The sequence below is a fragment of the Leptospira idonii genome (genome assembly GCF_004770995.1).
Taxonomy (GTDB): domain Bacteria; phylum Spirochaetota; class Leptospiria; order Leptospirales; family Leptospiraceae; genus Leptospira_A; species Leptospira_A idonii.
In genome coordinates this window covers 25,045-47,685 of record NZ_RQHW01000010.1, presented here as the reverse complement: position 1 = coordinate 47,685, position 22,641 = coordinate 25,045, and the positions used below count along the sequence as shown (strand labels likewise).

The window sequence follows — 22,641 nt, the reverse complement described above, 5'->3', positions numbered from 1 at the left end:
TTAGGAGGAGATCATCACCAAACTTCTCATTGTTGAATCTCCTACTAAAGCGGCGACCTTACAAACTTACTTAGGTAAGGATTGGAAGGTTGTCGCTACGAAAGGTCATATCAAAGACCTTCCTCCCCGCGATTACGGAATCGACTTTCAAAACGACTACCAACCTAAATACGACTGGCTGAAAGGCAAAAAAGCGGTTTTTTCCTCTATCCGCAAACTTGCTTTATCCTGCGAATCCGTTTATCTTGCTTCCGATCCCGACAGGGAAGGGGAAGTAATCGCCAAACATATTGCAGATGAATTGAAAGGAGGCAAGTTCCATCTCTATCGTCTTCGATTGAAGGAAATTTCCAAGTCGGAACTTCTTACAGAAATAGGATCCCCTTCTTCCATTGATTCCTTTTTAGTAGAGTCCCAAGTCGCTCGAAGAGTCATCGACCGCATTTTCGGATTTGAAATTTCTCCTGAGCTCTGGAAGGCATTGAAAGGAAACTCTTTATCCGCAGGAAGAGTTCAGTCCACTGTTCTTCGTTGGATCTGCCAGAGAGAAGAAGAAATCCGAAATTTCACTCCTGAAAATTATGTGAGTTTAAAGGCACTCGTAAGTGATTCCAAAGATGAGTTTCTTTTGGATTATGTTTTGCCTGAAGAAAAAGAAAGGCTGTTAGAGAAGGATGCTTTGGAAGTTCTGAAAAAATACGGATCTTCCAAACCGGGGCCTTTGTCGCATAAAGAAAGTTTGGTTCTAAAATTCATCGAAGAAAAGGAATATAAAAATTTCCCTCCTCCTCCTTTTTCTACTGCCAGCCTGCAAGAGACAGCTTCCAGAGTTTTAGGAATGAGCTCTTCCCAAACGATGAAAATCGCCCAGTCTCTTTTCGAAGGAAAAAAAACGAAAAAAGGGGAATACACGGGGCTTATCACTTATATGAGGACGGACTCCACTCATGTTTCTTCCGGAAAAAAGAATCTTGCCTTCGGCTTTTTAAAAGAGAATTTCCCTTCTTTGCTTAGGGGAGGACCTACAAAAGGAAAAACCAAATTACATGCGCAAGGTGCTCATGAGGGGATTCTTCCGATCGATCCTTATTTGACTCCCGATGAAGCAAAAGGTTTTTTAAAACCCGAAGAAGCTAAGTTATACGAACTTATCTGGAGCCGTTTTCTGGAAAGTTTTATGAATCCTGAAACCGGTACGGAAAGAAATTATATTTTCGAAGGCAAAAAAGAAAGCTGGAGTCTGAAAGAAAAAGAAGGCAAATCGACAGGTTATAAAGGATTTCGTAAAAACGAACCTTTGCCTAAAGACAATGGGAATGGTTTGAAAATAGGGGACAATGTCTCCATTTTGGAATGGCAATGGGAGGATAAAAAAACTTCGCCACCTGTTCGTTATACGGAAGGGTCTATCGTTCAAAAGATGGAAAAAACGGGAGTAGGAAGGCCCTCCACATATACCCAGACAATCGCCACTTTGCAAAAGAGAAAATATATCTATGAAGCGAAGAAAAAATTAGGCGCCTCTCCTTTGGGAGAGAAGGTAAATGCTTTTTTAATTTCTTCTTTCGAGGAATTGATCGGAGAGTCTTTCACCAAAGATATGGAAAAATCTTTGGACGTTTTAGCAAAAGGAGAAGGCAATAAACTGTCATTAATCGATAGTTTCTATAAAAAGGTTTTGAAATTAAAAAAAGAGAAACCGAAAAACATCCTTCCTAAAACGGAAAAAGGTATTTCTAAAATTCCGGATACAATGCAGCATCCTTCCCGAAAAAAATGCCCTAAATGTTCCGACGGCACTATTCTCACTAAATTCTCTAAGAAAGGGAAAACGATTTATTTCTGCTCGAACTACCCTCACTGTGACTTATTATCCTATGAGCCTGTTTGAAGAATCTTCCAAAATCACTTTGATCAATCTGGGCGGTCCCAGATCTCCCGAAGAAGTGGAACCTTTTTTGAAAGATTTATTTTTAGATCCCTATGTCTTCGATCTGCCTTTGTGGGAGCCGATCCGTAAAAGACTGGCGGTTTGGATTGCTGAGAAAAGAGCTCCTCGTGTAGCGGGAACTTATCGTTCCATGGGATTCGGAGGAGGATCTCCTCTCGTTTCCGAAACCGAAAAGCAGATGTTAGCTTTGGTTTCTTCTTTGGAAAAAAAATCGAAAAGAAAATGGAACGGTAGGGTTTTAATGACCTGCGGATTTCCTAATCTAAGAGATGTTCTTTCTCAAAACGATAAGCCTAGTTCGAATAATTTCTTTTTGCCATTGTATCCTCAATATTCCCGTTCTACCGTGCTTTCGACCGCTAAAAAAATCGAATCCTTGACGGGGGAACTTCCTTTCGGGAAACCGGGATGGGTCTCTTCTTTTTCTTCCGACAAACGTTTCTTAGATGCTTCTGCCTCATTGATTTCCGACTTTTTCCAAGGAAATTTAGATGCAAAAGATTTTCTCCATTTGGACACCAAGAACCTGCCCAAAAATTGGAACCAGATCGATTTGGTGTTTTCCGCTCATGGAATTCCTATGCGGTTGGTTCGCAAAGGGGATAGTTATGTGCGGGAGATTGAAGCCACAGTCGAGGGAATCGTAAACAGATTGAGGCAGAAAGGTTTTTCCGGAGAAACTCATATATCCTATCAAAGCAGAGTCGGTCCTGCAAAATGGACTGAGCCGAATACGAAAGAGGTTTTAAAGCGACTGGGTTCCTCCGGCAAAGATATAGCAGTTTATCCGGTGAGTTTTGTCAGTGACCATCTGGAAACTTTGGAAGAGATAGGAGTTGAACTTAAAGATTTGGCACTGCAATCAGGGGCAAACTCTTATATGCGTATCCCTGCTTTTGGCACCTATCCTTTGTTTATCGATTTTCTTGCGGATTTAATTTTAGAGACGCAAAGCAGATTCGATTAAATTTCTCAATCCTATCCCTCTTCTATAATTTCCTAAAAAGCGAATGGATGTGCCTTTATTTTCGAATTCTTTTTCGATTTCATCGATCGTTTCATTCCAAAATCTCAATCGTTTGTCATATATAGGAAAAGATTGTTTCCATTCATTTCCAAATACACCCGAAAGTTCTTCTTCTTTTCCTGAAACTTGTTTTCTATCTTGTTTTAAGATTGAGATTAAACCTTCTAACGATTGTTCTTTTGCAATTTTTCCCGCATAAATCCATGTTTCCGAAAAAACGCCTTCTTTCGATCTCCCTGGAAAAATATCAGTGTTTGATAAAACACCTTTCGCTCGTATCGTTTCATTCTTAGGAAATAAAATCCCGAATCCTTGTGAGGGAAAAAGTTTGGATTTCGAAAAAACGGTAATGCTTGTGATGGATTGCAGAGGCAGATCCGATTCAGAGAAAGGAGAAACTTTTTTTTCGGTAACTTCTGAATCTTTTAAAAGATGATAAACGGAATGGAAGGGGAGTGCGATTTTTATTTCCGCATTCGGATATCGGTTTTGAATTTCCTCGATCGAGTTTATCCTTTGATTCAGAAGAACTGTCGTATTTTTTTCCAGGAAAACTATAAGTTTTTCGATGAGTTCTCCCATTCCGGAAGGGAAGGAAATTAATTTTGCAGGAACAGATCGTTTTTTATCTTTTTTTGATTTTAGTTTTCGATAAAGGCTTTTCTGATTGTTCCAATCTAAATCTGAAAAAACGGTCTGCGGATCCATTTCTTCTAAAGCGGATGCATAAATTCCGCCAAATGCAGGTTCAATGATATTTAAGGAAATAGTTTCTCCGAAAACACGAAAGAAGATATCTTTCATAGATTCGTTTTCTTTGGGTGTGAATTCTTTGAAGAAAAATCCATACAATCCTCTCAGAAGTTCCAAAAAAGAGACAGGGATTTGTTTTATTTTTCCTTTCGACCAGAAATATCTTTTTTTTGCCGCCGCATTCGTATAAATAGGTGTTAGGTTTATGTCCTTGCATAGATCTAAAATGGAATCGGTTTGGATGAGTCCGTTGGCTGCGGATTCCACGATTCCGAAAGAAGTAGATGTGGTTCCTATCATTCCGCCTAATTTATCTTTGGATTCGATCAAAACCGCTTTTTTGCCTTCTTTTGCGGCTTTGTAGGCGGATACCAGACCGCTGATCCCTCCTCCTACAATCACAACTTCCATTTCTGTTTTCAGATTCAAATTGCTTTGGAGAATAAGGGTGTGTTCGGTTTGGACTGTCTGAGTTTTTCATCGAAAACGGTGCTTACGATCCTTAAAAAAGGTTTTCCCGCCTCCGTAATCGAAAGAAGGGAATCGTTCCAAAGGATAAGACCGTCCGATTCCATCTCATTTAAGTATTGTTTTGCGTCATCCATCCATTCGGAAGGTACATCCACTTTCCAAGTGGTCATCAGTTCCAGGATTAGGAGTTTTCGATTCTCATCGGAAAGATTCAATTTATGACCTCTGAGTCCCGGCAAAATACCTTCTTCCAATTTTTTTCTGTATTTGATTTCTAGTTTTTCATTTTGAAAAAAACAATCCGCAGTTTCGGAAATGGCAGAGGCTCCGATTCCTAGTAGAACATTTGTTTTGTGAGAACTATATCCCATAAAATTACGATGCAATTTGCCTTGAAGAGAGGATCGCCAAAGAGAATCTTCTGGAAGAGCGAAATGATCCATTCCGATTTCTTTGTAACCCGCCTTTTCGAAAAGGGATCTTCCTAGTTCATAGAACTCCCTTTTTTCTTCCGCTGCGGGGAGATCCGTTTCCGTAAATAGTCTTTGCGAGGCTTTGATCCAAGGGACATGAGCGTAGGAATAGAATGCGATTCTATCCGGTTTGAGCTTCAGCGTCAAACGAATGGATTCTTCCATAGATCGAAGGGTTTGTTTGGGAAGTCCGTAAATCAAATCGAAGTTAACCGAGGTATAACCAAGTTCTCTGGCAGCTTCCGTTACATCTTCCGTATTTTCATAAGGTTGGATTCGGTTCACAAGTCTTTGTACTTCCGGGTCGAAGTCCTGGACTCCCAAACTGATTCTTTTGAATCCGTATTTATAAAGAATCTCCAATTGGGACTTTCTTGTTCTTCTCGGATCCACTTCCAAGGAGAATTCAGGGTTCTCTCTTAGGGGGACTGAATTCGTAATATGGGAAACCAGTTTCTCCAGATGAGATTCGGAAAGATAAGTAGGAGTTCCTCCGCCTAAATGAAGTTCACCGAGTTTTCTGGTTTTGAATTCGGGGATTTTTTCCAGATAAAGATCGAATTCTTTGAGAACCGAGTTTAGATAGGGTTCTTCTACGGAATGATTTTTAGTGATGGAAGTATTGCATCCGCAGAAAGTACAAAGTGTTTCACAAAAAGGTATATGGACATAAAGAGAGTAGTTCGCATTCGGATCGGATAGGTTCCTTTTCAAGGAAGACTGCCATTCTTCTACTGTGGGATTTTCCGTCCAATAAGGAACTGTCGGATAACTTGTGTAACGTGGAGCAGGGATATCGTATTTTTTAAGAAGTTCGCTACGAGTGAGCATAAAATTCCTCCCGTATGAAATGAATCATCAATAGAACGTTTTTTTCCGGAGTTCCTTGTAAAACCCCGTGCCCCAAACCGGAAACCCATCCTTTCCTTTCTTCCAAGGAAAGTTCTTTGATAGGAGCTATATATTTTTTCAGAACTTTTTTCAATTCGTCTTCCGGAAGAAAAAGAAGGGACTGATCGAAATTTCCCTGCAAAAAACCTTTCGAGATTTGGTTCTTTAAACTTTTTTCCAAAGAAAAACGATGATCGATTCCGATTCCTGCAAGTCCTTCTATCGTTTTTAAACCTTCCAACTGATCATGGGTTGTAGGTTTTGCATAATAACCCAAACGGCCCGGATAGAGAGAGGAAAGTTCTTCCAGAGGTTTTCGCACATATTCTTCAAAGTGGATGGGATCTAAATCGCCTGCGGCAGTGTCGAATAACATAACTAATTCGGCACCTCCTTCTATTTGAAGTCTTAGATTTTCTTTTAATAAAGGTACGATTTTGTCGAAGAAGGAACGGATTAGATTGGGATTTGATTTTGCAGAAGATAAATTCCCATCGTGTTTTCCGCTGACCGCATAGGTGTACAAAGTCCAAGGGCCTCCTAAAAAACCGATGAGGGAAGTCTCTTTAGGAAGTATCTCCCTAGTAAGCTCTAACGCTTTTTTTTGAAATTCCAATTTGGAAACAGCTTCTTCCAAATTCAGAAAACCATTGATGTCTTTTTCTGATTTTACATGGTAAGAAAGAATGGGTCCGGGGTTGTAGTCTAGTCCCATTCCCAAAGCTTCTAGGGGAAATAATAGATCGGAAAATAAAATGGAGACATCGAACCCGAATTCTTGGATCGGGCCTAACGCTACTTCTGCGGCAAGCTCCGGGTTTTTGCAAAGTTCCAGAAAACTATGTTTTTCTTTAAGCTTGCGGTAATGGGAATGGTATCTCCCCGCTTGCCTCATAAACCAGATCGGAGGAACAGCTTGCGGTTTCCCTAATACAGCATTGGCGAATCTTGGATTTTTGAAGATAGTTTCAGGACTTGTTTTTATCATTTTGATATTTTTTTAATCCTCTTTCTGCGCGGTCGATCGTGTCTTGGATTACGGAATGAGTATGAGCCGTAGATAAGAATCCAACCTCATATCCGCTAGGTGCTAGATAAATTCCTTCTTTAAGGAAAATGTGAAAAATCGCTGCAAACTTTTCTTTGTGACCTTGAGGAATGTCTTCCACTTTTCGTACGATTTGTTCTGTCTTTTCTTTGAACCAGAATAAGGAACCGTAATTGATCGATTCCCAGAGGGAATCCGTATAAGTATTCAATATCTTTACGAGTTCTCCTGTAAGCTGATTGCAGCTTTTTTCCAAACTGTCGTAAGGTTTTTCTTTCCAAGCTTTCGTTAAAGTGGCAAGCCCCGCTCTCATTCCGAAAGGATTTGCGGACAAAGTTCCTGCTTGGTATACCTTTCCTTGAGGAGCTACAAGATCCATATACTTTGCTTTTCCTGCATAAGCACCTACGGGAAAACCTCCCCCGATCACTTTTCCATAACATACTAAATCGGGATCAATTCCTAGATCTCCTGCCATTCCGAAAAAACCCACTCGAAATCCGGAAATGACTTCATCAAATATAAGTAAGGCGCCATGTTCTCTAGCGATTGAAGAAACCTTTTTCAAAAATTCTTTTCTTTGAGGAAGAAGTCCATAATTAGCCGGCAGTGGTTCTACGATGACTGCAGCAATGTTTTCTCCTTCTCTTTTGAAAAGTTCCGTCAACCTTTCTTCGTCATCCAGAGGTAAAACAAGAGTATTGCGAACCATTTCCTCTCCGATCCCCGCACTGTCGCTGGAGCTGGTTCCAGCAAGTCCCGAACCCGCTTTGACCAAAAGCGAATCCAAATGTCCGTGATAACATCCGTCGAATTTAAGAATTTTATTTCTACCGGTAAAGGCTCTTGCAACTCTGAGTGCACTCATCACCGCTTCTGTTCCCGAGTTGACGAATCGGATCTTTTCGATCCAGGGAATTCTTTTGGTGATGAACTCTGCAAGTTCGAGGGAATAAGGTTCACAGGCTCCGAAAGACCAGGCAGTATTTACGGTTTCTGTAACAATTTCTGCAATCTCAGGATGCCTGTGCCCGAAGAGGAGCGGTCCGAAACTTTGACAGTAGTCGATGTATGATTTTCCATCTACGTCGTATAACAATGCTCCATCGGAGGATTGAAAAAAGATAGGAGTTCCTCCTACGGAGGAAAAAGAACGAACAGGGGAATGAACCCCTCCCGGTGCGATTTTTTTGGATCTTTCGAATAATTCTTCTGACTTCATAGGAATAATTTTTTGCCTTCTCTTGCGGCATAAGTGATTAGGAAGGATACTCCCGCTCTTCTGAATACGTTCCAAGTTTCCAAAATTCCATCTTCTCTTTTGAGAAAACCGTTTTCTGCAAGAAGTTCGATGCTTGCAAATTCACCGCTTACTTGGTAGGCACCTAAAGGAAGTTTTGTTGCTTCTTTTATGGGAGCTACAAGATCCAAAGAAGTGATTCCCGGCTTTAACATCAAATAATCGGCTCCTTCTTCTTTGTCTCGAATCGAAGCGGAGATTGCGGTTTCTCTGTCTCTCACATCCAATTGGTATGTGGATCGGTCTCCGAATCCGGGAGAGGATTCCGCAGCTCCCCTAAAAGGTCCGTAAAAGCTGCTTTTGAATTTAGTGGAATAACTCATAATCGGAGTTAAGTGGAATCCTTTCGTATCTAGGATTTTTCTATGTGAGGCGACTCTTCCGTCCATCATATCGCTCGGTGCGATTCCGTCGGCGCCTGCTTCTGCATATAACAAAGCCAATCGGGAAAGTCGTTCCACTGATTTCGCATTATCTACTGTCCCGTCTGAGTTTACATGTCCGCAGTGTCCGTGGGTAGTGACGGAACAGAGACATGTGTCCAACCAAAGGAAGATATGAGGAAATTCTTTTTTAACGGAAGAAATCGCCCTATTATAGAATTCACTGGAAAACTCTGAATCGGATTTATGCTTAGGAACTGTGAATAATAGAAATTGATCGGTCCCGTTCTTCGTATCGGATTCAATTTGTTTCAATAAAGAGGATTCAGTGTCCCGATAAACATTGTTTAATCCGGGAACTGGTTCTTTTTCCGATAATCCTTCCACCACGAAAAGGGGTTGGATCATTTTTTTATAATTCAGCGAGCCGCTGTCGGAAAGATTCCTGAGTGCCTCGTGATGTTTTGTTCTTCTTAGATTCATTTTATTTTTCTTTTGAGATGTAATTTTCTACCCAATGTTCGAAGGATAAGGACACAAAAACTTTTCCTTCGCCCGCTTCGCCTAAAGCTCGTTTTATTTTTATGTATGTGGAACCGGGACCCACGAAATGAATTACATTTTTAAGTTCAGGAAATCGTTTTGTGATGATTTCGAATTCGGAACCGCTTCTCCAATAAGCAGCCTTTACTTTTTCCGGCTGAAACTCGATGGGAATTTCAGGAGCAGAAACCAGGTATGTCGCAACCAGAGGATAAGTGCTGTAACTTGTATCAGATTCCGCATGAGATAGTTTGATAAAGTTCGGTTTTTTTCCCAGAAGGATATGGATGTTCGGATCCTCGGCTTCACCTAATCCGTCTGCGGTGCCATGCACCCAAAATCCTCTTTTGGAAAGATCTTTCCATGTGGAAAGACCTGCTGCCCAAAGAATTTGTTGAGAAGGATTCACGGATAAATCCAAAGGGAATGCATATCCTCTTGAGACAAAGATATCCGATTTGTCCGGGACTCTGTATCCCAATCGTTCTCTTTGTCTGGCTGCCATTTTAGCCAGGGGAGGCCAAACTTCTTCTTTCGAAAATCGGGAGTGAAAAAGATTGGAAATTTCTTTCTTTCCTATTTTTTCCCCTTCTTCCGTTTCTCCCCGCAGAAATTGAACTTCTCCGTAGGCTTTTTGCAGGATGGAAACGCCTATCTTTTGATGACATCCTCCTCCGTAATTTTTTAAGATATTTCTTTCTTTAACGACGGAGAGTTCCGTGTTTGCATCTTTCAAGGTTTCGAAAAAGGAGAGAATATCCGTGTCTTCCTCTCTGATTTCCGCACAAGGTGCACTTTGTGCGGGAGCATTCGGGTTCTGAGACAAAGGAAGGACAATAAACAAACATTGATTTAATGATTCTCTTAAAAAGTTTCTCGTTTCCTTCAGTTCAGGGATATCTTCGTCGAGTGAGGAGGAATCAAGTAGTCTGTCCAATGCCGCTTTCGCAAGAACGATTCCGCTTACATCCATCTCCAAAAACTTTTTGATTCTGGTCTGAATGTTTCCTCTTACGGATTCGAATTTTATAGGAAGATGGGAAAGAGGAGTCGGCAGAAACTCTTTAAAAAAAACGCTTAAATTGTGTTCTCTTCTGGGGGAGGAAGTAAGAAAATATAATGTTTCCGGGCTGTGAATCCATTTTGATCTTTTGAAAAGAAGAACATCCCTTTGGTCCGCTCTGGGCAAAACGGAAATCACTTTCGTTCCCTTTCTTTCCGTTAGATCCAGATCTTTCCAGGAATGGATGATGGCATCGATTTTTCCGGAGAGTAGGTCTTCTTGCAGATCTTTCGTAAATATACCTTGACCGGCAGTCTTCCACAAAGGTGTTGTTAGATCTTTGTCTCCCTGGGATTCCTTGAAATGATATTGAACCTTGATCCCTTTGTTGTGGCGGAGAAGTGCTTTTCCAACGGTATGTGCTTGCAGTTTGGAAAGTACTGAAGAACGAGCCCCCAGTATTAATTGCTTAGGCAAGTGAGGTCTTCCCAACCATTTAACAAGTGTATTTGTTCTTCTTCTCTTTCTCTGGCAAGTTCTTTGACGAATTCAAGAACGATCGGCTTTAAATGAGAGATTTGATTTTCCGTTTCGGAAATATTTTCCAAAATCTCATGAAAAGATATATAGCGGGCATTAGATGCCGATTGTTTCGGTTTAGAACCTTCCCTGAAGTCGAGAATGATATCCGAATCTTGGATTCTTTGCATCCATTCCTCTGAAAAAAAATCGGAAGCGATGATTGCGGAAGATGTTTGGGAAGAATAGTCTTCCCAGTGACAAGTATCGATTTTAGGGTATAGTGTTTGGAACTCTTTCAGACGATCGGAGTTTCTTCCTATCACTGTGATGTGTTTTTCTTTTTTCGCTAAATAAGGCAGGATGGATTCGGCAAGTTTGCCGGTTCCGAAAAGGGAAACAGTTTTGTTTTCTTTCAGGTAAGATTCGGCAATGCTTCCGTATGTTTGTTTTCCCAGCCCGATAAGATATTTGGAACGAACTTGTTTCGTGTGCTCCAGAACTTGATCTCTTAGTTTTTTTAAGGATTCTGAAAGAGGAGAGGAATCTAACTTAGATTCTTTGAGCCTGTCTCTGAATTGAGCCTGAATTTCGGATTCTCCGAATAGTTTGGAATGAAGTCCGGAAGCGACTTCTATTAAAAAAGAGTACGCTTCGTACCCTTGATAAAGGTCTCCGGAAAAATCGGAAGGTAAATCGCCTTCTTTAAGAACCCTTTCGTCGCTGATATAAACGGATCGCATGCATGTGTGCCATGAGACAAAGCCATGCAAATCGAGTTTGTTTCGATCTTCTCTGTCGTTATGCAATACAAGTAGGTTTGCCCACATATATTTTATCTTATCAGAAACATGTTCCTATGTGTCACAGGATTGTCAGTAAGGAAAAAATAAAATCCATCTAGTTGATTCTTAGTCTCAATTGAATTTTCTTTTTCCAAGTCGCATAGGGAATATTTGTTGATAGATCTGGTTTCTATCGATGTCTAATGGCAAGTATGGCAGATAAGATTTCCATTTCCGAGGAAGAGTTAAAGAAGAAACTCACTCCCTTACAATACCAAGTAACAAGGAATAAAGGGACAGAAAGACCTTTTACCGGAGAATACTATCAACACAAAGAAAAAGGTACATATCTTTGCGTTTGTTGCGGACAGGAATTGTTTTCCTCTCAAACCAAATACGAATCGGGAAGCGGTTGGCCTAGTTATTGGCAGCCAATTTCGGAAGAAGCGATTGAGAGCGAGACGGATGAAAGTCACTCTATGGTAAGGACGGAAATTCATTGCAGCAAATGCAACGCTCACTTGGGACATGTCTTCCCGGATGGACCGAAGCCTACCGGACTCAGATATTGTGTGAATTCACTTTCTTTGAATTTTAGAAAAGACGAGACCGTGTAATTGATGAGCCTATGACCGGCTGAGTAGAAGTTTGATTTATTCTTTCAGCCAGGTGACGGATTCGCCGCAAGCTTTTGCGGCGGAGATATTTGTTTCCTGATTTTGTTTCGGTTCTTCGAAAGTCACCGCACCAAAGTTAACACCTATTTTGCGATAGATATTCTTTGCCAATTTGGAAAGTTGAGAAGCCTCGCATTGATTTCCCAGTTTCGATTCCAGTTTGGAGATTTGAGTGAGAAGTTGTGCGTTTCCTTCCGATTCTCTCATTCCGATGGCATCTTTCAGAACGATCGCCTTTTTTAGATATTCTCTTGCTTCCAAAATTTTATTATTTTCCGCATAAATTTTAGCTTTGTCTTCCAAAGCCTGGATCATCTGAGGGATGCGGGAAAGCCTGGTTTCCTTCAGGATGACATCCGCTGGCTGATCCAAAATAGGATTTGCGTACAAAATAACGGTACTGTTTAAAAAAAGTGCAGTCAGTATGAGCAATCGGCGAAATGACATAAGAAAAACCTATCCAATTAGACGATGCAGATTTCATGCCAAATCTTTCAATGTAAATCCTCTCGACTCTTTTTGAATCTTTTTTTTTATAGATAACGGCTCTGGCCGAGCGGTCGCTTTTTGCATTTGCCTTTCGGGGAAGGTGCAGGGAGAGGAAAGTCCGGACACTAGGGGACAATCGGACCAAGTAACTCTTGGGAAAAAAGAGGGAGACTTCTTTTTTACGGAAAGTGCAGCAGAAAAAATACCGCCTTTTCGAAAGAACAGGTAAGGGTGAAATGGTAGTGTAAGAGACTACCGCTTGCTTCGTGAGGATCAAGGCAGGGTAAACCCTCCGATGTGCAATCTCAAGTAAACAACCGTTATGAGCATGTCCCGCCAGGTTGTGGGTAGAGAGCATCAGATAAATGATCGCATAGAACAGAATCCGGCTTACGGGCCAGAGCCATTTTTGTTCAACAAATAACGAATGTTTTCTTCTTCCTCTTCAGGATAAAACACGCAAACCAGACTTCTGAAGAATAAACAAGCTTCCGCAATCTGAAGACGCACTTCTGATTGTTTCCAGTTTTCAAACCCCACCAAAATCCCGCAGGTTTCTTCCATACCGTTAAACTTTTGTACGGTGGAAAAACGGATTTCGTATTCTTCTAGCAGGTCGGTCAATTCTTTGTTTCGGGAAAGAAAATCTCCTTCCGGATGAATGACTACGATTTCATGAGATTCTATATGCAGGATTTTTTTCGCATACCCGAAACACCATTTGATTTTCTCCGAGAGAGAGTCTTCTTTTCCGATTTCAATCAATTGAACATCTGTTAAATTTTCTAAAGCGGATTCCCCTCCGTGGTTTTCGTAGAGAAGATTTGCGAATTTGGAAATTTCGGGAGAGTTTCTGATGTTTCTTAAGATGTCCCAGGATTTATGAGGAATGGATTCCAAGTATTTCAGTATAGGAGAGTTGGAAAATTTCAAATTTCGATTCAAAAAGAAAATCCAATCGGATTCTTTCCAAAACAGATCGGACAAAGATAAAAATAGATCTTCCAGAGAGTGGGAAGCGATCCATTCTTCCGTTTGGTCTGCGATGATTACGTCGAATTTCAAATCTTTGCTTTCTTCCAAATGATGAATGAGGATAGGACTGTTTGTAAGTTCCATAGATTCCAGACTTTCTTTCCAGAGTCGGTACAAAGGAAAAGAACCCTGCCATAACAATACCTTCCTGCCTTGAGAGGAAAGTTGCAGTGCCAACTCTCCCGCTAATATCGATTTGCCGGATCCGGACACTCCGTAAACGAGGCTTTTTTTCTCGGACTTCGCTCCTTCTATAAATTGAAATTGTTCCTTCGTTAAAAGCAAAAGATCTTCTTCGTTTTTCCTGCGCGAAGGACGAAGGCTTGTGAATGAGTTCAGGTTTTTGGAAAGTATGGAGTGCACTTTTTGAATCAAATCTTCGGAGAGAGGAGGGCGGTTCTCTCTGTCTTGTATTTGATTTACGATCTGCTGCAAACTCACATTTTCATCGTCTAACTCTTCTTTACCGAATATATAAGGGGACGTTTTTTGTTTGAGATGAAAATCGGAGGCGTTGTTTTTCAGAAAAAACACGGCGGAGTCGTAGTATTCTTCCGGGAATACATCCTCCAGGCGGTTGTGGTTCTTTAAAAATTCTTTTAGGAATTGTATTTGCGTATTCGCTTGTTCGGTGGGACCGGAGTATGATTTTCCCTCTACTTCCTGCCATTCTTTCATTCTTGCGTTGTAAAATTCCCATTTCCCTTTGGAATATCTCCATTTTCCGTTTTTCAACTCTACTGTTAGGATTCCGTAAGGACTCACCACAACGAAATCGATTTCTCGAATAGGAACATCCGGTGTGATGAGAGTTAGTGAATAATAGACATTTTCGGAAGGATTGATTTCTTTTTGAAACCGTTTGTAAAGTGCATGTTCGTGGGAAATATCGTGAATATTTCCTGGAAAATATTTGGGAAAAATCATTTTTGAATTCGTTTCTCTTTGCTGATTCTTCAGAATTGTTTTATGAAGTATTTTCTTTTTTTTATTTTTTTGACAGGCAGCTTTTCCTTTTGTGCGGGGGGAAACATCAAGATCAAATTAAACCAAGATCTTTCGGGAGAAATGAGCATTTATCAGAAAAAAATCAAAAAAAAAGAAGGTGGAACTTTTTTAGGTTCCGGACTGAATTCTATTTCCGAAACGGAAGTGGTTCTTAAAGAACGTCTCTATCGATTCAACCGCCTAACCGAAATTCTCCCTCCAGGAATTCGATTTATCGAATACAAGGAAGAGGGGGAGGATCTAAAAACCATTCTTATGTTTGTGGATACCAGTTCCGGTTCCAAACTTCTGACCGCTTTGGAGATCGATCGTAAGGAAGTATTGGGAATGGCGAAAGAAGCTAAGGATCGGGACGATTTATACCGCTTCAATACTTTGGCGGAGCACATTCAGTTCGAATTGTTCTTTCCTTTCGAGATCAAATCTATCTCTTTCACCGAACAAAGAACTCCCGGGGAATGGACTGCGAGAAACGACGGTTCGGGAAAAGCGGTGATCAATCTTCCTCTACATTCTTTTTGGAACAACGAATATGCAACTACAGGAATCGTGATTAAATATAGAGATTGAAAATAAAAGGAATTTAAGGTTTGCGGAAGTATTCGTTCTCCAAACGAGAGATGATTTCTTTTAGAACCTTTCTTCTTTCTTTTTCATCCGGCAGTTTGTTTTTTAGTTCCTTTCTCATAAAAAATATCTTTTCGAATAAATCCTCTTCGTTTTCGGGAATCACTTCTTCGAAAAGTCTCCGTAAGGCGGCTGTCAGTCCTGCGAATTTTCCATCCGTCGATATGGAGAATTGAACCGGACCTAAATCGATGAGTGAGGATGTGTAAAAATCGCAATGAGAAGGGTCATCTACGGAGTTGGCCCAGATCCGAAGAGCATTCGCTTTTTCCTTCAGACTTTTGTTCGTTTCGGAATGATTGGTCGCTAAAAAAATAACATCCCTATCCTGCAGATCCTCTTCTTTCACATCTCTGACTTCGCATTTGATTTCCGGATGAAGAAGGAGCCAATCCTGCACTTCCTTTTTGATTTCTCGAGAGATGATTGTGATTTTTGCCTCGGTTCCGTTTAACCCTTGTAATTTTTCAAGGCATGCAGTTCCTGCGCCCACGATCAAAACGTTTTTGTTTTGGAGATTGAGATAGATGGGATATTTTTTTGCCAAACTAGGTGAGAGAAACGGAAGTTTCTTGGTTCGTTTCTTTTTGTAAAAGAATTCTAAGTGCTTCTCCTACATAAAGAATTCCCGGGCCGTCTGTTTGTTTCGGTAAACCTTTTTCTTTGGAACATTCCAAGGTGGAAAAGGAATGAACTTCCTTTTTCCCTCCTGCATTTTCCACTATCGCAATAGGAGTGTTTGGTGAAATGCCTTTCTCGATCAATTTGAGAGACAATTCTTTGATTTTCCTGGTTCCCATTAGGATGGCAATGGTTCCTTGGAAATTTTCCATTCCCACCCAACTTTTGTTATCTTCCATAATTGTATGACCGTCCAGAATGATGATCTGTCTGGCTACCCCTCTTAAGGTAAGGGAAGTTTGCAGTGCGGCGGCTCCTGCAGTGATGGAACTCACTCCCGGAATGATTTCATAAGGAATCGAATTTGTTTTTAGAATTTCCAGTTCTTCCGCCAAACGTCCGAAAACGGAAGGATCCCCTCCTTTCAATCGAACGACCCTTTTTCCTTGCAAAGCATATTCTGCAATCAGTCCGCTGATTTCTTCTTGGGTTCTGGAATGTTGGCCGGATCTTTTCCCTACATAGAGACAAAGGCTGTCTTCGGGAAAAACTTCCAAAAAAGAAGGATCGAGCAGGGCATCGTACAAAATGACCTCCGCTTTTCGGATTCGCTCCAATCCTCGTAGAGTGAGCAGGTCGATTGGGCCCGGACCTCCTCCTACGATGCTGACAAATCCTATTTCCGTCTTATTGGATGACATATTCAATATATCTTTAAATTCATAAAATCCTCGTCAAGGAGATCGCTGGTAAAGTGAATTTATTTCGGGGAACCAAGAAGATTTTTCTAAAAAACAAGAGTAAAATGGATGTTTTGCATCATATTTTTTACAAATCGTCCAGTTTTTTGGTTTACCCAAGGATAGTTTTAGAGGGACATTCAATTTATAAGACTTTTCGGACGTTTTACTGGATTTCGGATCCTGCCCGATCAGTTTCCCCTTCGGACAATATTAAAATAAGGAATTGAAGATTTTCCATGCTTTCGGACGACAAACGTGCCAAGTTTTTCCAACTCTTAAAAGAGTCTTCTAAAGACGAGTGGGTCTGGATGAGCGGTTATCTGGCTGCCATCACACAACCGATAGACGATTCTGTCGGTTTGCCTGCTTCAAAAGAAATCCGACCGGAAGAAAGTATTCTTTTGACCGGCACTTCTTCCTCTGTTTCTTCTTCTAAGGCCGCTTCCATCGCCTGCACTGTCGTATATGGAACTGAGACAGGAAATGCGAAAAAAGTTTCCACCGAGTTCGTAAAAAGACTGAAGGCTGCCGGGCATAATGCCAAATTAAAAAGCACCGAACAATATAAACCTACCGACCTGGATGATGAATCTCATCTTTTTGTCGTTGTATCGACTCACGGGGACGGAGAGCCGCCTGCCGCAGCGAAACCTTTTATCAATGCGCTTCAATCGAAAAAAGAAAAACTACCGAACCTCAAATTCGCAGTATTAGCATTAGGTGATACCTCTTATCCTCTTTTCTGTAAAACGGGAGAAGAGGTCGATTCCTTGTTGAATGATCTCGGTTCTTCCCGTATCCATGATCTGGGTAAATGTGATGTAGATTACGATACAGTCGCCGGTCCTTGGATGGATTCCCTCGTCCAGAAATTGGGCGCTTCTTCCTCCAACGGAAAAGCGGCGGTAAACACTGCTCCTGCAAAAGACAAACCTGCTGGATCCAAAAAAGTCATTTATGATGCAAAAATTATCACCAATTTGGTGTTAAATGATATTGGGGCCACCAAATCCACAAGACATATCGAATTAAAATCCGATATCCCTGTTGATTATGAGCCGGGAGACAGTGCCGGCTTTTTGGCTCTGAATTCCGAGACGGAAGTAAATAGAATTCTAGAACTTTTGAAATTGGGCAAAGAAGATAGAATCCAATACCAAAATGAAACTTGGATGGCGTTCGATCTGTTAACTAAGAAACTTTCGATTCGTTTTTTGCCGGACAGAGTGGTACAAAAATACGCTGAAATCGCCAAAGCTTCTATTCCTGCCGGTAAGTCCGATTTGGATGCTCTTTTGACGATTTATCCTCTAAATGAAGGAACCGATTCCAAAAAGGTTTTGGAAATTTTAGAGCCGATCATTCCCAGATATTATTCCATCGCTTCCTCTCCCAGCGCTCACGGAGAAAAAGAAGTTCACCTAACCGTGACAGAAGTTGTGATTGAAACGAAAACCAGCATCAAAGCAGGTCTTTGTTCCGGATTTTTATCTTCCTTCGCAGAAGGGGATAAAATTCAGTTTTTTATCCAAAGAAATCCTTCTTTCCGACTTCCTTCTCCCGATGCGGATCTGATTATGATCGGGCCAGGAACAGGAATCGCTCCGTTCCGTTCTTTTCTGTTCGAAAGGGAATCATCCGGAGGGAACGGAAGGAACTGGTTGTTCTTCGGAGAAAGAAATTTCGTAAACGATTTTTATTATCAAACCGAATTGCAGGCGTTTATGGATACCGGAGTTCTTCACAGATTGAACACTGCATTCTCCAGAGATACGAAACATAAAGTTTATGTGCAGGATAGGATGACAGAGAATGCGGCGGAACTCTTGAAATGGATTGAAAACGGAGCTTATATTTACGTATGCGGTTCCAAAGATCCTATGAGCAAGGACGTTGACGCAAAGTTAGTCGAAATATTAACACAAAGAAATTTTGAAACAGGCAAAGATTCTTCCGAATTTCTTAAGGAATTGGAAGAGTCCGGCCGTTATGTAAAGGACGTTTACTAGGAACAAAGATGTCTACACCTGAAAAAAAAGAAACATTAGCGGAACGAGTCAAGAGATTAAGCAGAGGTTTGCGAGGAACTCTTCAAGAGAGTTTGAAAGACGAACATACCGGCTCTTTGCGGTCGGATGATCAGTTATTATTAAAATTTCACGGGATGTACCAACAGGACGATCGGGATCGAAGAGAAGAACGAGCGTTAAAGAAGTTGGAAAGATTATATTCTTTTATGATCCGTCTTCGTATCCCCGGCGGTATGATCGGGCCGGTTCATTGGGAATCTTTGCATAATGTTGCCGGTGAAAATTCTACCGGAACAATCAAGATCACTACAAGACAAACGGTTCAGTTGCATGGTATTTTAAAATCGAAAGTTAAACCGACCATCAAAGCTTTCGATCAAGTGTTTTTGGATTCCATCGCCGCTTGCGGGGACGTAAATAGAAACGTTACTTGTACTGCGAATCCTTCCAGTTCTCCGATTCATAAAGAAGTATTTTCTTATGCAGGAGAGATCAGCCGTTCTCTTCTTCCTAAAACAAGAGCTTATTACGAAATTTGGCTGGATGAAGAACAAGTTTTGGAAAAGGAAGAGCCGCAAGATCCTCTTTACAAAGATGTATATCTTCCTAGAAAATTTAAGATCGCAATCGCAATTCCTCCTTACAACGATGTGGATGTTTTTACGAATGACATCGGTCTGATCGCTATCATTGAAGAAGGCGAATTAAAAGGTTTTAACGTTTCCATCGGGGGAGGACTGGGGACCACCCACGGTAATCCTGATACTTATCCTCGTGTGGGAACAGTTATGGGGTTCGTTTCCAAAAAAGATGTTCTAAAGGTCGTTTATGAAATCGTAACCGTACAAAGGGATTTCGGAAATAGAGAAGACCGTAAACTATCTCGTTTGAAATACACTGTCGACCGAGTAGGGATGGATTTTTATAAAAAGGAAGTTGAGAAAAGAACCGGAATCACTTTCTCTCCAGCGAAAGAATATAAATTCACCACAAGAACGGACGAATTCGGTTGGAGTCAGGATAAAGCCGGTAACTGGCATTATACGGTATTCGTGGAAAACGGAAGAGTTTTGGATGAAAACGGTTATCTTTTGAAGACTGCCTTGTTGGAAGTTTCCAAAACGAGAAGAGCGACTTTCCGTTTTACGTGCAATCAAAACCTAATTCTCTCCGATATCTTCACGAAAGATAAGGATTTGATCGAATCCATCTTGGTAAAATACGGAGTACAGCGTAAAACTTCCGAAGCTTCTCCTATTCGTAAGAACTCGATGGCCTGTGTTGCATTGAATACTTGTTCGTTGGCACTTGCGGAAGGACAGAGATACCTTCCTACTTTGATCGATAAAATCGAAGTATTATTGGACAAACACAGTTTGAAATCCGAACCGATCACCATAAGAATGACAGGTTGTCCGAACGGTTGTGCCAGACCTTATATTTCCGAAATCGGGCTTGTTGGAACTGCTTTAGGAAAATACAATCTTCATCTTGGTGCGGATTGGGAAGGCGGTCGTTTGAACAAAAAATACAAAGAAGATCTGGATGAGGCCGCAATCTTAGGAGAGTTAGATGGTCTATTTTCTCAGTTCGCTAAGGACAGAAAACAGAACGAATCTTTCGGAGACTTCACCAATCGAATCGGGATTTTGAAATAAGAAAAAAGGAATGCGGAATCATAAGATTCCGCATTTTTATTTATCGCTTTTGTTTTATTAGGTGATTTGTTCTTTTGTTTTTGATCTGTAATTCCAGTAGGTTGCGATTCCCCAGCCACTGATCAAATGCCAGATTCCCCACCATGCGCAGATCATTGCCATGCTTCCCAACCCGTCGAAAAAATTAAATACCAAGGCCAAACCTAACGACGAGTTTTGGATTCCCGTTTCTATGGCAATGGTTCTTCTGTCCGCTACGGGAAGTCCGGATAGTTTTGCGAGAAGATATCCGCCGCCTAATCCTGCAGCATTCATTAAAAGCACCAATAAAAACAATATATGGATGTATTCTAAGAAAAACTTCCAATTCGCTACCAAGGCCCCTACGATAAAGAATGCCAGTAACAGGATGGAGGTAACGCGAATTGTTTTTCTGATTTTAGAAGTGAATATAGGAAAGACCAAACTTACGAAAATTCCTAGTGCAAGAGGGATCACAAGGATGATGAGGATCGATACGAACATTTCCCAGGTGTTCACCGAAATTGTCTTTAACAGATTTTGGGAGGGCTCATAAAAACTACCCCAGGAAAAAAATCCCAAAGGAGTCGTTAGAAAGGATACTGTCGAAGAAAATGCCGTCAAACTTATGGAAAGTGCGATATTTCCTTTGGAAAGAAGAGTGAAAAAGTTGGACATGTTCCCGCCGGGACATGCAGCAACTAAAATCATTCCTAATGCTAGTCCTGGGTGAGGTTTTAAAATGAACAGGATGACGAGTGTTAGAATCGGAAGCAGAAAGAACTGACTTAGAATTCCTATCAGTGCCGCTTTTGGATGTTTGAAAAGAAGCACAAAATCGGCTTTTTTCAGATCCAATGCGATCCCGAACATGATGATTCCTACGAAAATATTGATCAGTAGGATGCTGTCTTTGTTGAAATTGAGTTTTACGCTATTAAGATCCATTAGGCAGTCCAGCTAACTAATATTCTTCGATTACCGGTAAAAGGAAGTCGTCCGTGGGAAACGGAAAAATTATCTATAATAAGAACATCTCCGTTCTGCCATCGGAAGGCGGACAAATTGTCCCAAAATGCATTGCATATCGATTCGATCTCTTTTTTAGAAAATTCTTCTCCGTCTCCATAGGTTACGTGCACATCGAATTCTTTCGGGTTCCCTAATTTTTTAATCCATGTGATCGCACTGAGTAATAGCGCCACTCCCAAAGACCTAAGCGTTTTTTGCCTTTTGAATATTTTCCAAACTTCGATCACTGCTGAATCGATATGAAAGGTTTGGGTATGGTTGTGCCAAGCTGTGCTTGCAAGTTTGGGATGGTTTCTGAATCCCGATTGAGTGTTTGTGATTGCGAGTGAATCCTTTCCATACCATTCCAACTGGAATCTGTTTTCTTTTGCGATCGCTTCCACTTGTTTGATGTCGGATGTATTGAACATTTCGTCCCATCTTTTGGTTTTCCAAAGTGAGAATCTGGATTGAGAGGAAGGGCCGTCGTATCTTCTTCTGTAGCGAATTCCTTTTTTTGTTATTTTTTCTTTGATGGATGGATCGATGACTTTATAAATTTTTCTTAGATCTGTAAGAGGAGTTTCTCCTCCGAACTCGGAAGCGATTTCCGCAAAGAAAAAAAGTTTTTTGGGAGGGTTATCCAAAAAGCTCATTTCCGCATGCTGCATAATCGGGTAGTGAGGAGGGAGCTCGCTTGCTGTGAATACATAGTCTGTTAGTTGGTCTCTGGGCGATGTTCCCAGATAAAATTGACCTAACTTATCTTTGGTGGCAAGTGCCACTTCTTCGAAATCTTTAGGTGTCTTTATATCGAACCCTCGTATCAGTATGGCTCCGTAGAGAGAAAGATCTCTGGTCCATTCCTTTTGATTTTCTAAAAACCATTCGATGAGACCTTCTTTAGAGGAATCGTGTTCCGGGCCGTAGACTATGGGTAGCTTTTCGGTGGTGAGAAATGATTTAGAAAGGGCAAAGACGGATTTTGTTTTCTTAGCAGTAACCATTTTTCCATTGAAACACAAGAATGCTTCCTAGGCAAGTCAAATCTGTTATATTGGATTAAAAATCCTAAATGGCGGAAAAATGAGAGAATTTACTACATATCGTCCAAGAATCTTGATTTCAGCTCGGGAGTGGGGAGCATGCAGGCATCTGTTTTTCCGAAAAGTCTGTATCGCGAATTTGCGATCCTGCTATATACGAAATCTCTGATGGTCTCGGGAACAAAAATCAGTATGTAGAAAATTTTCCAAAAACCACCTAATCCAAGTAAAACGCGAAGGCCTGCGGTGGACCTTAGGTAATGGCGGTCGCCTTCGATCAGTACGAAGGAATCGAAATCCGCTTGGGGGAGGTGGAAACGTTTGAGTAGATTTTGGCCTGCCTCGGATTGCAGACTGGCAAATTGGAATTTTGCTTGGGCGTCTCTTCTAATTGTGAACTGAACTACTTTGTTGCAGAGATTGCAGACACCGTCGAAGAGCAGAATCGGTTTTGTTGGGTTTACAGTAGTATGAGACATAATGCTGGAAGTATGGGGGGCGCCCCCGCCCCGAATTGGGTGGTGGAGG

The 22,641-nt window shown here is 41.2% G+C and carries 20 protein-coding genes, 1 other RNA gene and 1 pseudogene; 8 read left to right on the top strand and 14 right to left on the bottom strand.

Going from position 1 to position 22,641, the window contains the following annotated elements; translation table 11 throughout:
* Positions 1–10: 10 nt before the first annotated feature.
* Together topA and hemH are read left to right on the top strand one after the other, a co-directional pair.
* The gene (topA, locus tag EHS15_RS02920) at positions 11–1,891 is read left to right on the top strand and encodes a type I DNA topoisomerase (protein ID WP_342775496.1); all 1,881 of its coding nucleotides are present in this window, start codon (positions 11–13) and stop codon (positions 1,889–1,891) included.
* Entirely contained in the window at positions 1,878–2,918 is a 1,041-nt protein-coding gene (gene hemH / locus EHS15_RS02915) for a ferrochelatase (RefSeq protein ID WP_135759047.1), read from the top strand. Before topA ends, hemH begins: the two co-directional genes overlap by 14 nt.
* On the opposite strand, the gene hemG is transcribed toward hemH, so the two are convergent.
* The 7 genes from hemG to EHS15_RS02880 are packed head-to-tail and all read right to left on the bottom strand — an operon-like array spanning position 2,892 to position 11,192.
* On the bottom strand, positions 2,892–4,142 hold the full coding sequence (hemG, locus tag EHS15_RS02910; RefSeq protein ID WP_135759046.1) for a protoporphyrinogen oxidase: 1,251 nt from the start codon (positions 4,140–4,142) through the stop codon (positions 2,892–2,894). The two genes, hemH and hemG, sit on opposite strands and share 27 nt — an antisense overlap.
* 14 nt (positions 4,143–4,156) lie before the next feature.
* Complete coding sequence (gene hemN, locus EHS15_RS02905; protein ID WP_135759045.1) at positions 4,157–5,506, bottom strand: oxygen-independent coproporphyrinogen III oxidase; 1,350 nt, start codon at positions 5,504–5,506, stop codon at positions 4,157–4,159.
* On the bottom strand, positions 5,493–6,554 hold the full coding sequence (locus EHS15_RS02900; protein ID WP_135759044.1) for a uroporphyrinogen decarboxylase family protein: 1,062 nt from the start codon (positions 6,552–6,554) through the stop codon (positions 5,493–5,495). Before EHS15_RS02900 ends, hemN begins: the two co-directional genes overlap by 14 nt.
* Positions 6,535–7,836: a glutamate-1-semialdehyde 2,1-aminomutase gene (hemL, locus tag EHS15_RS02895; RefSeq protein WP_135759043.1), complete on the bottom strand. Its 1,302-nt coding sequence runs from the start codon at positions 7,834–7,836 to the stop codon at positions 6,535–6,537. Before hemL ends, EHS15_RS02900 begins: the two co-directional genes overlap by 20 nt.
* The gene (gene hemB, locus EHS15_RS02890) at positions 7,833–8,780 is read right to left on the bottom strand and encodes a porphobilinogen synthase (RefSeq protein WP_135759042.1); all 948 of its coding nucleotides are present in this window, start codon (positions 8,778–8,780) and stop codon (positions 7,833–7,835) included. Before hemB ends, hemL begins: the two co-directional genes overlap by 4 nt.
* 1 nt (position 8,781) lies before the next feature.
* Positions 8,782–10,320 (bottom strand): type 2 periplasmic-binding domain-containing protein, encoded by a 1,539-nt coding sequence (locus EHS15_RS02885; RefSeq protein WP_135759041.1) that lies wholly within the window; start codon positions 10,318–10,320, stop codon positions 8,782–8,784.
* Entirely contained in the window at positions 10,305–11,192 is an 888-nt protein-coding gene (locus tag EHS15_RS02880) for a Rossmann-fold NAD(P)-binding domain-containing protein (RefSeq protein ID WP_135759040.1), read from the bottom strand. Before EHS15_RS02880 ends, EHS15_RS02885 begins: the two co-directional genes overlap by 16 nt.
* Positions 11,193–11,359: 167 nt before the next feature.
* Between EHS15_RS02880 and msrB the strand changes: the two genes are divergently transcribed.
* Positions 11,360–11,764, top strand: a complete 405-nt coding sequence (gene msrB, locus EHS15_RS02875) for a peptide-methionine (R)-S-oxide reductase MsrB (protein WP_135759039.1) — start codon at positions 11,360–11,362, stop codon at positions 11,762–11,764.
* Positions 11,765–11,800: 36 nt separating this feature from the next.
* On the opposite strand, the gene EHS15_RS02870 is transcribed toward msrB, so the two are convergent.
* Positions 11,801–12,271, bottom strand: coding sequence for a hypothetical protein (locus EHS15_RS02870; RefSeq protein WP_135759038.1), 471 nt, complete (start codon positions 12,269–12,271; stop codon positions 11,801–11,803).
* Positions 12,272–12,368: 97 nt separating this feature from the next.
* On the opposite strand from EHS15_RS02870, the gene rnpB reads away from it, so the two are divergent.
* Positions 12,369–12,722: RNase P RNA component class A (gene rnpB, locus EHS15_RS02865), an RNA gene on the top strand.
* Positions 12,723–13,202: 480 nt separating this feature from the next.
* Entirely contained in the window at positions 13,203–13,400 is a 198-nt protein-coding gene (locus EHS15_RS02860) for a hypothetical protein (RefSeq protein ID WP_135759037.1), read from the top strand.
* A gap of 533 nt (positions 13,401–13,933) precedes the next feature.
* On the opposite strand, the pseudogene EHS15_RS19465 reads toward EHS15_RS02860, so the two are convergent.
* Positions 13,934–14,275 (bottom strand): annotated as a pseudogene (locus EHS15_RS19465) (nuclease-related domain-containing protein); the annotation flags it as partial.
* A 42-nt stretch (positions 14,276–14,317) separates the two neighbouring features.
* On the opposite strand from EHS15_RS19465, the gene EHS15_RS02850 reads away from it, so the two are divergent.
* Entirely contained in the window at positions 14,318–14,926 is a 609-nt protein-coding gene (locus EHS15_RS02850) for an LBF_1134 family protein (protein WP_135759036.1), read from the top strand.
* Between the two features lie 13 nt (positions 14,927–14,939).
* Here the strand turns inward: EHS15_RS02850 and EHS15_RS02845 are convergent, their stop codons facing one another.
* Together EHS15_RS02845 and cobA are read right to left on the bottom strand one after the other, a co-directional pair.
* Positions 14,940–15,530: a precorrin-2 dehydrogenase/sirohydrochlorin ferrochelatase family protein gene (locus EHS15_RS02845; RefSeq protein ID WP_135759035.1), complete on the bottom strand. Its 591-nt coding sequence runs from the start codon at positions 15,528–15,530 to the stop codon at positions 14,940–14,942.
* A gap of 1 nt (position 15,531) precedes the next feature.
* Entirely contained in the window at positions 15,532–16,305 is a 774-nt protein-coding gene (gene cobA, locus EHS15_RS02840) for a uroporphyrinogen-III C-methyltransferase (RefSeq protein ID WP_135759034.1), read from the bottom strand.
* Positions 16,306–16,583: 278 nt separating this feature from the next.
* Between cobA and EHS15_RS02835 the strand changes: the two genes are divergently transcribed.
* Together EHS15_RS02835 and EHS15_RS02830 are read left to right on the top strand one after the other, a co-directional pair.
* Positions 16,584–18,356: a diflavin oxidoreductase gene (locus EHS15_RS02835; protein WP_135759033.1), complete on the top strand. Its 1,773-nt coding sequence runs from the start codon at positions 16,584–16,586 to the stop codon at positions 18,354–18,356.
* A gap of 8 nt (positions 18,357–18,364) precedes the next feature.
* Positions 18,365–20,035: an NADPH-dependent assimilatory sulfite reductase hemoprotein subunit gene (locus tag EHS15_RS02830; RefSeq protein ID WP_135759032.1), complete on the top strand. Its 1,671-nt coding sequence runs from the start codon at positions 18,365–18,367 to the stop codon at positions 20,033–20,035.
* Positions 20,036–20,092: 57 nt separating this feature from the next.
* On the opposite strand, the gene EHS15_RS02825 is transcribed toward EHS15_RS02830, so the two are convergent.
* The 3 genes from EHS15_RS02825 to EHS15_RS02815 all read right to left on the bottom strand — a co-directional run bounded on the left by EHS15_RS02825 (position 20,093) and on the right by EHS15_RS02815 (position 22,592).
* Positions 20,093–21,004 carry a bile acid:sodium symporter family protein gene (locus EHS15_RS02825; protein WP_135759031.1) on the bottom strand — a complete coding sequence of 304 codons (912 nt, stop codon included), beginning with the start codon at positions 21,002–21,004 and terminating at the stop codon, positions 20,093–20,095.
* A complete protein-coding gene (locus tag EHS15_RS02820; protein WP_135759030.1) occupies positions 21,004–22,074 on the bottom strand; it encodes a TauD/TfdA family dioxygenase in 1,071 nt (356 codons plus the stop codon). Before EHS15_RS02820 ends, EHS15_RS02825 begins: the two co-directional genes overlap by 1 nt.
* Before the next feature lie 92 nt (positions 22,075–22,166).
* Positions 22,167–22,592 (bottom strand): thiol-disulfide oxidoreductase DCC family protein, encoded by a 426-nt coding sequence (locus EHS15_RS02815; protein WP_135759029.1) that lies wholly within the window; start codon positions 22,590–22,592, stop codon positions 22,167–22,169.
* Between the last annotated feature and the right edge of the window lie 49 nt (positions 22,593–22,641).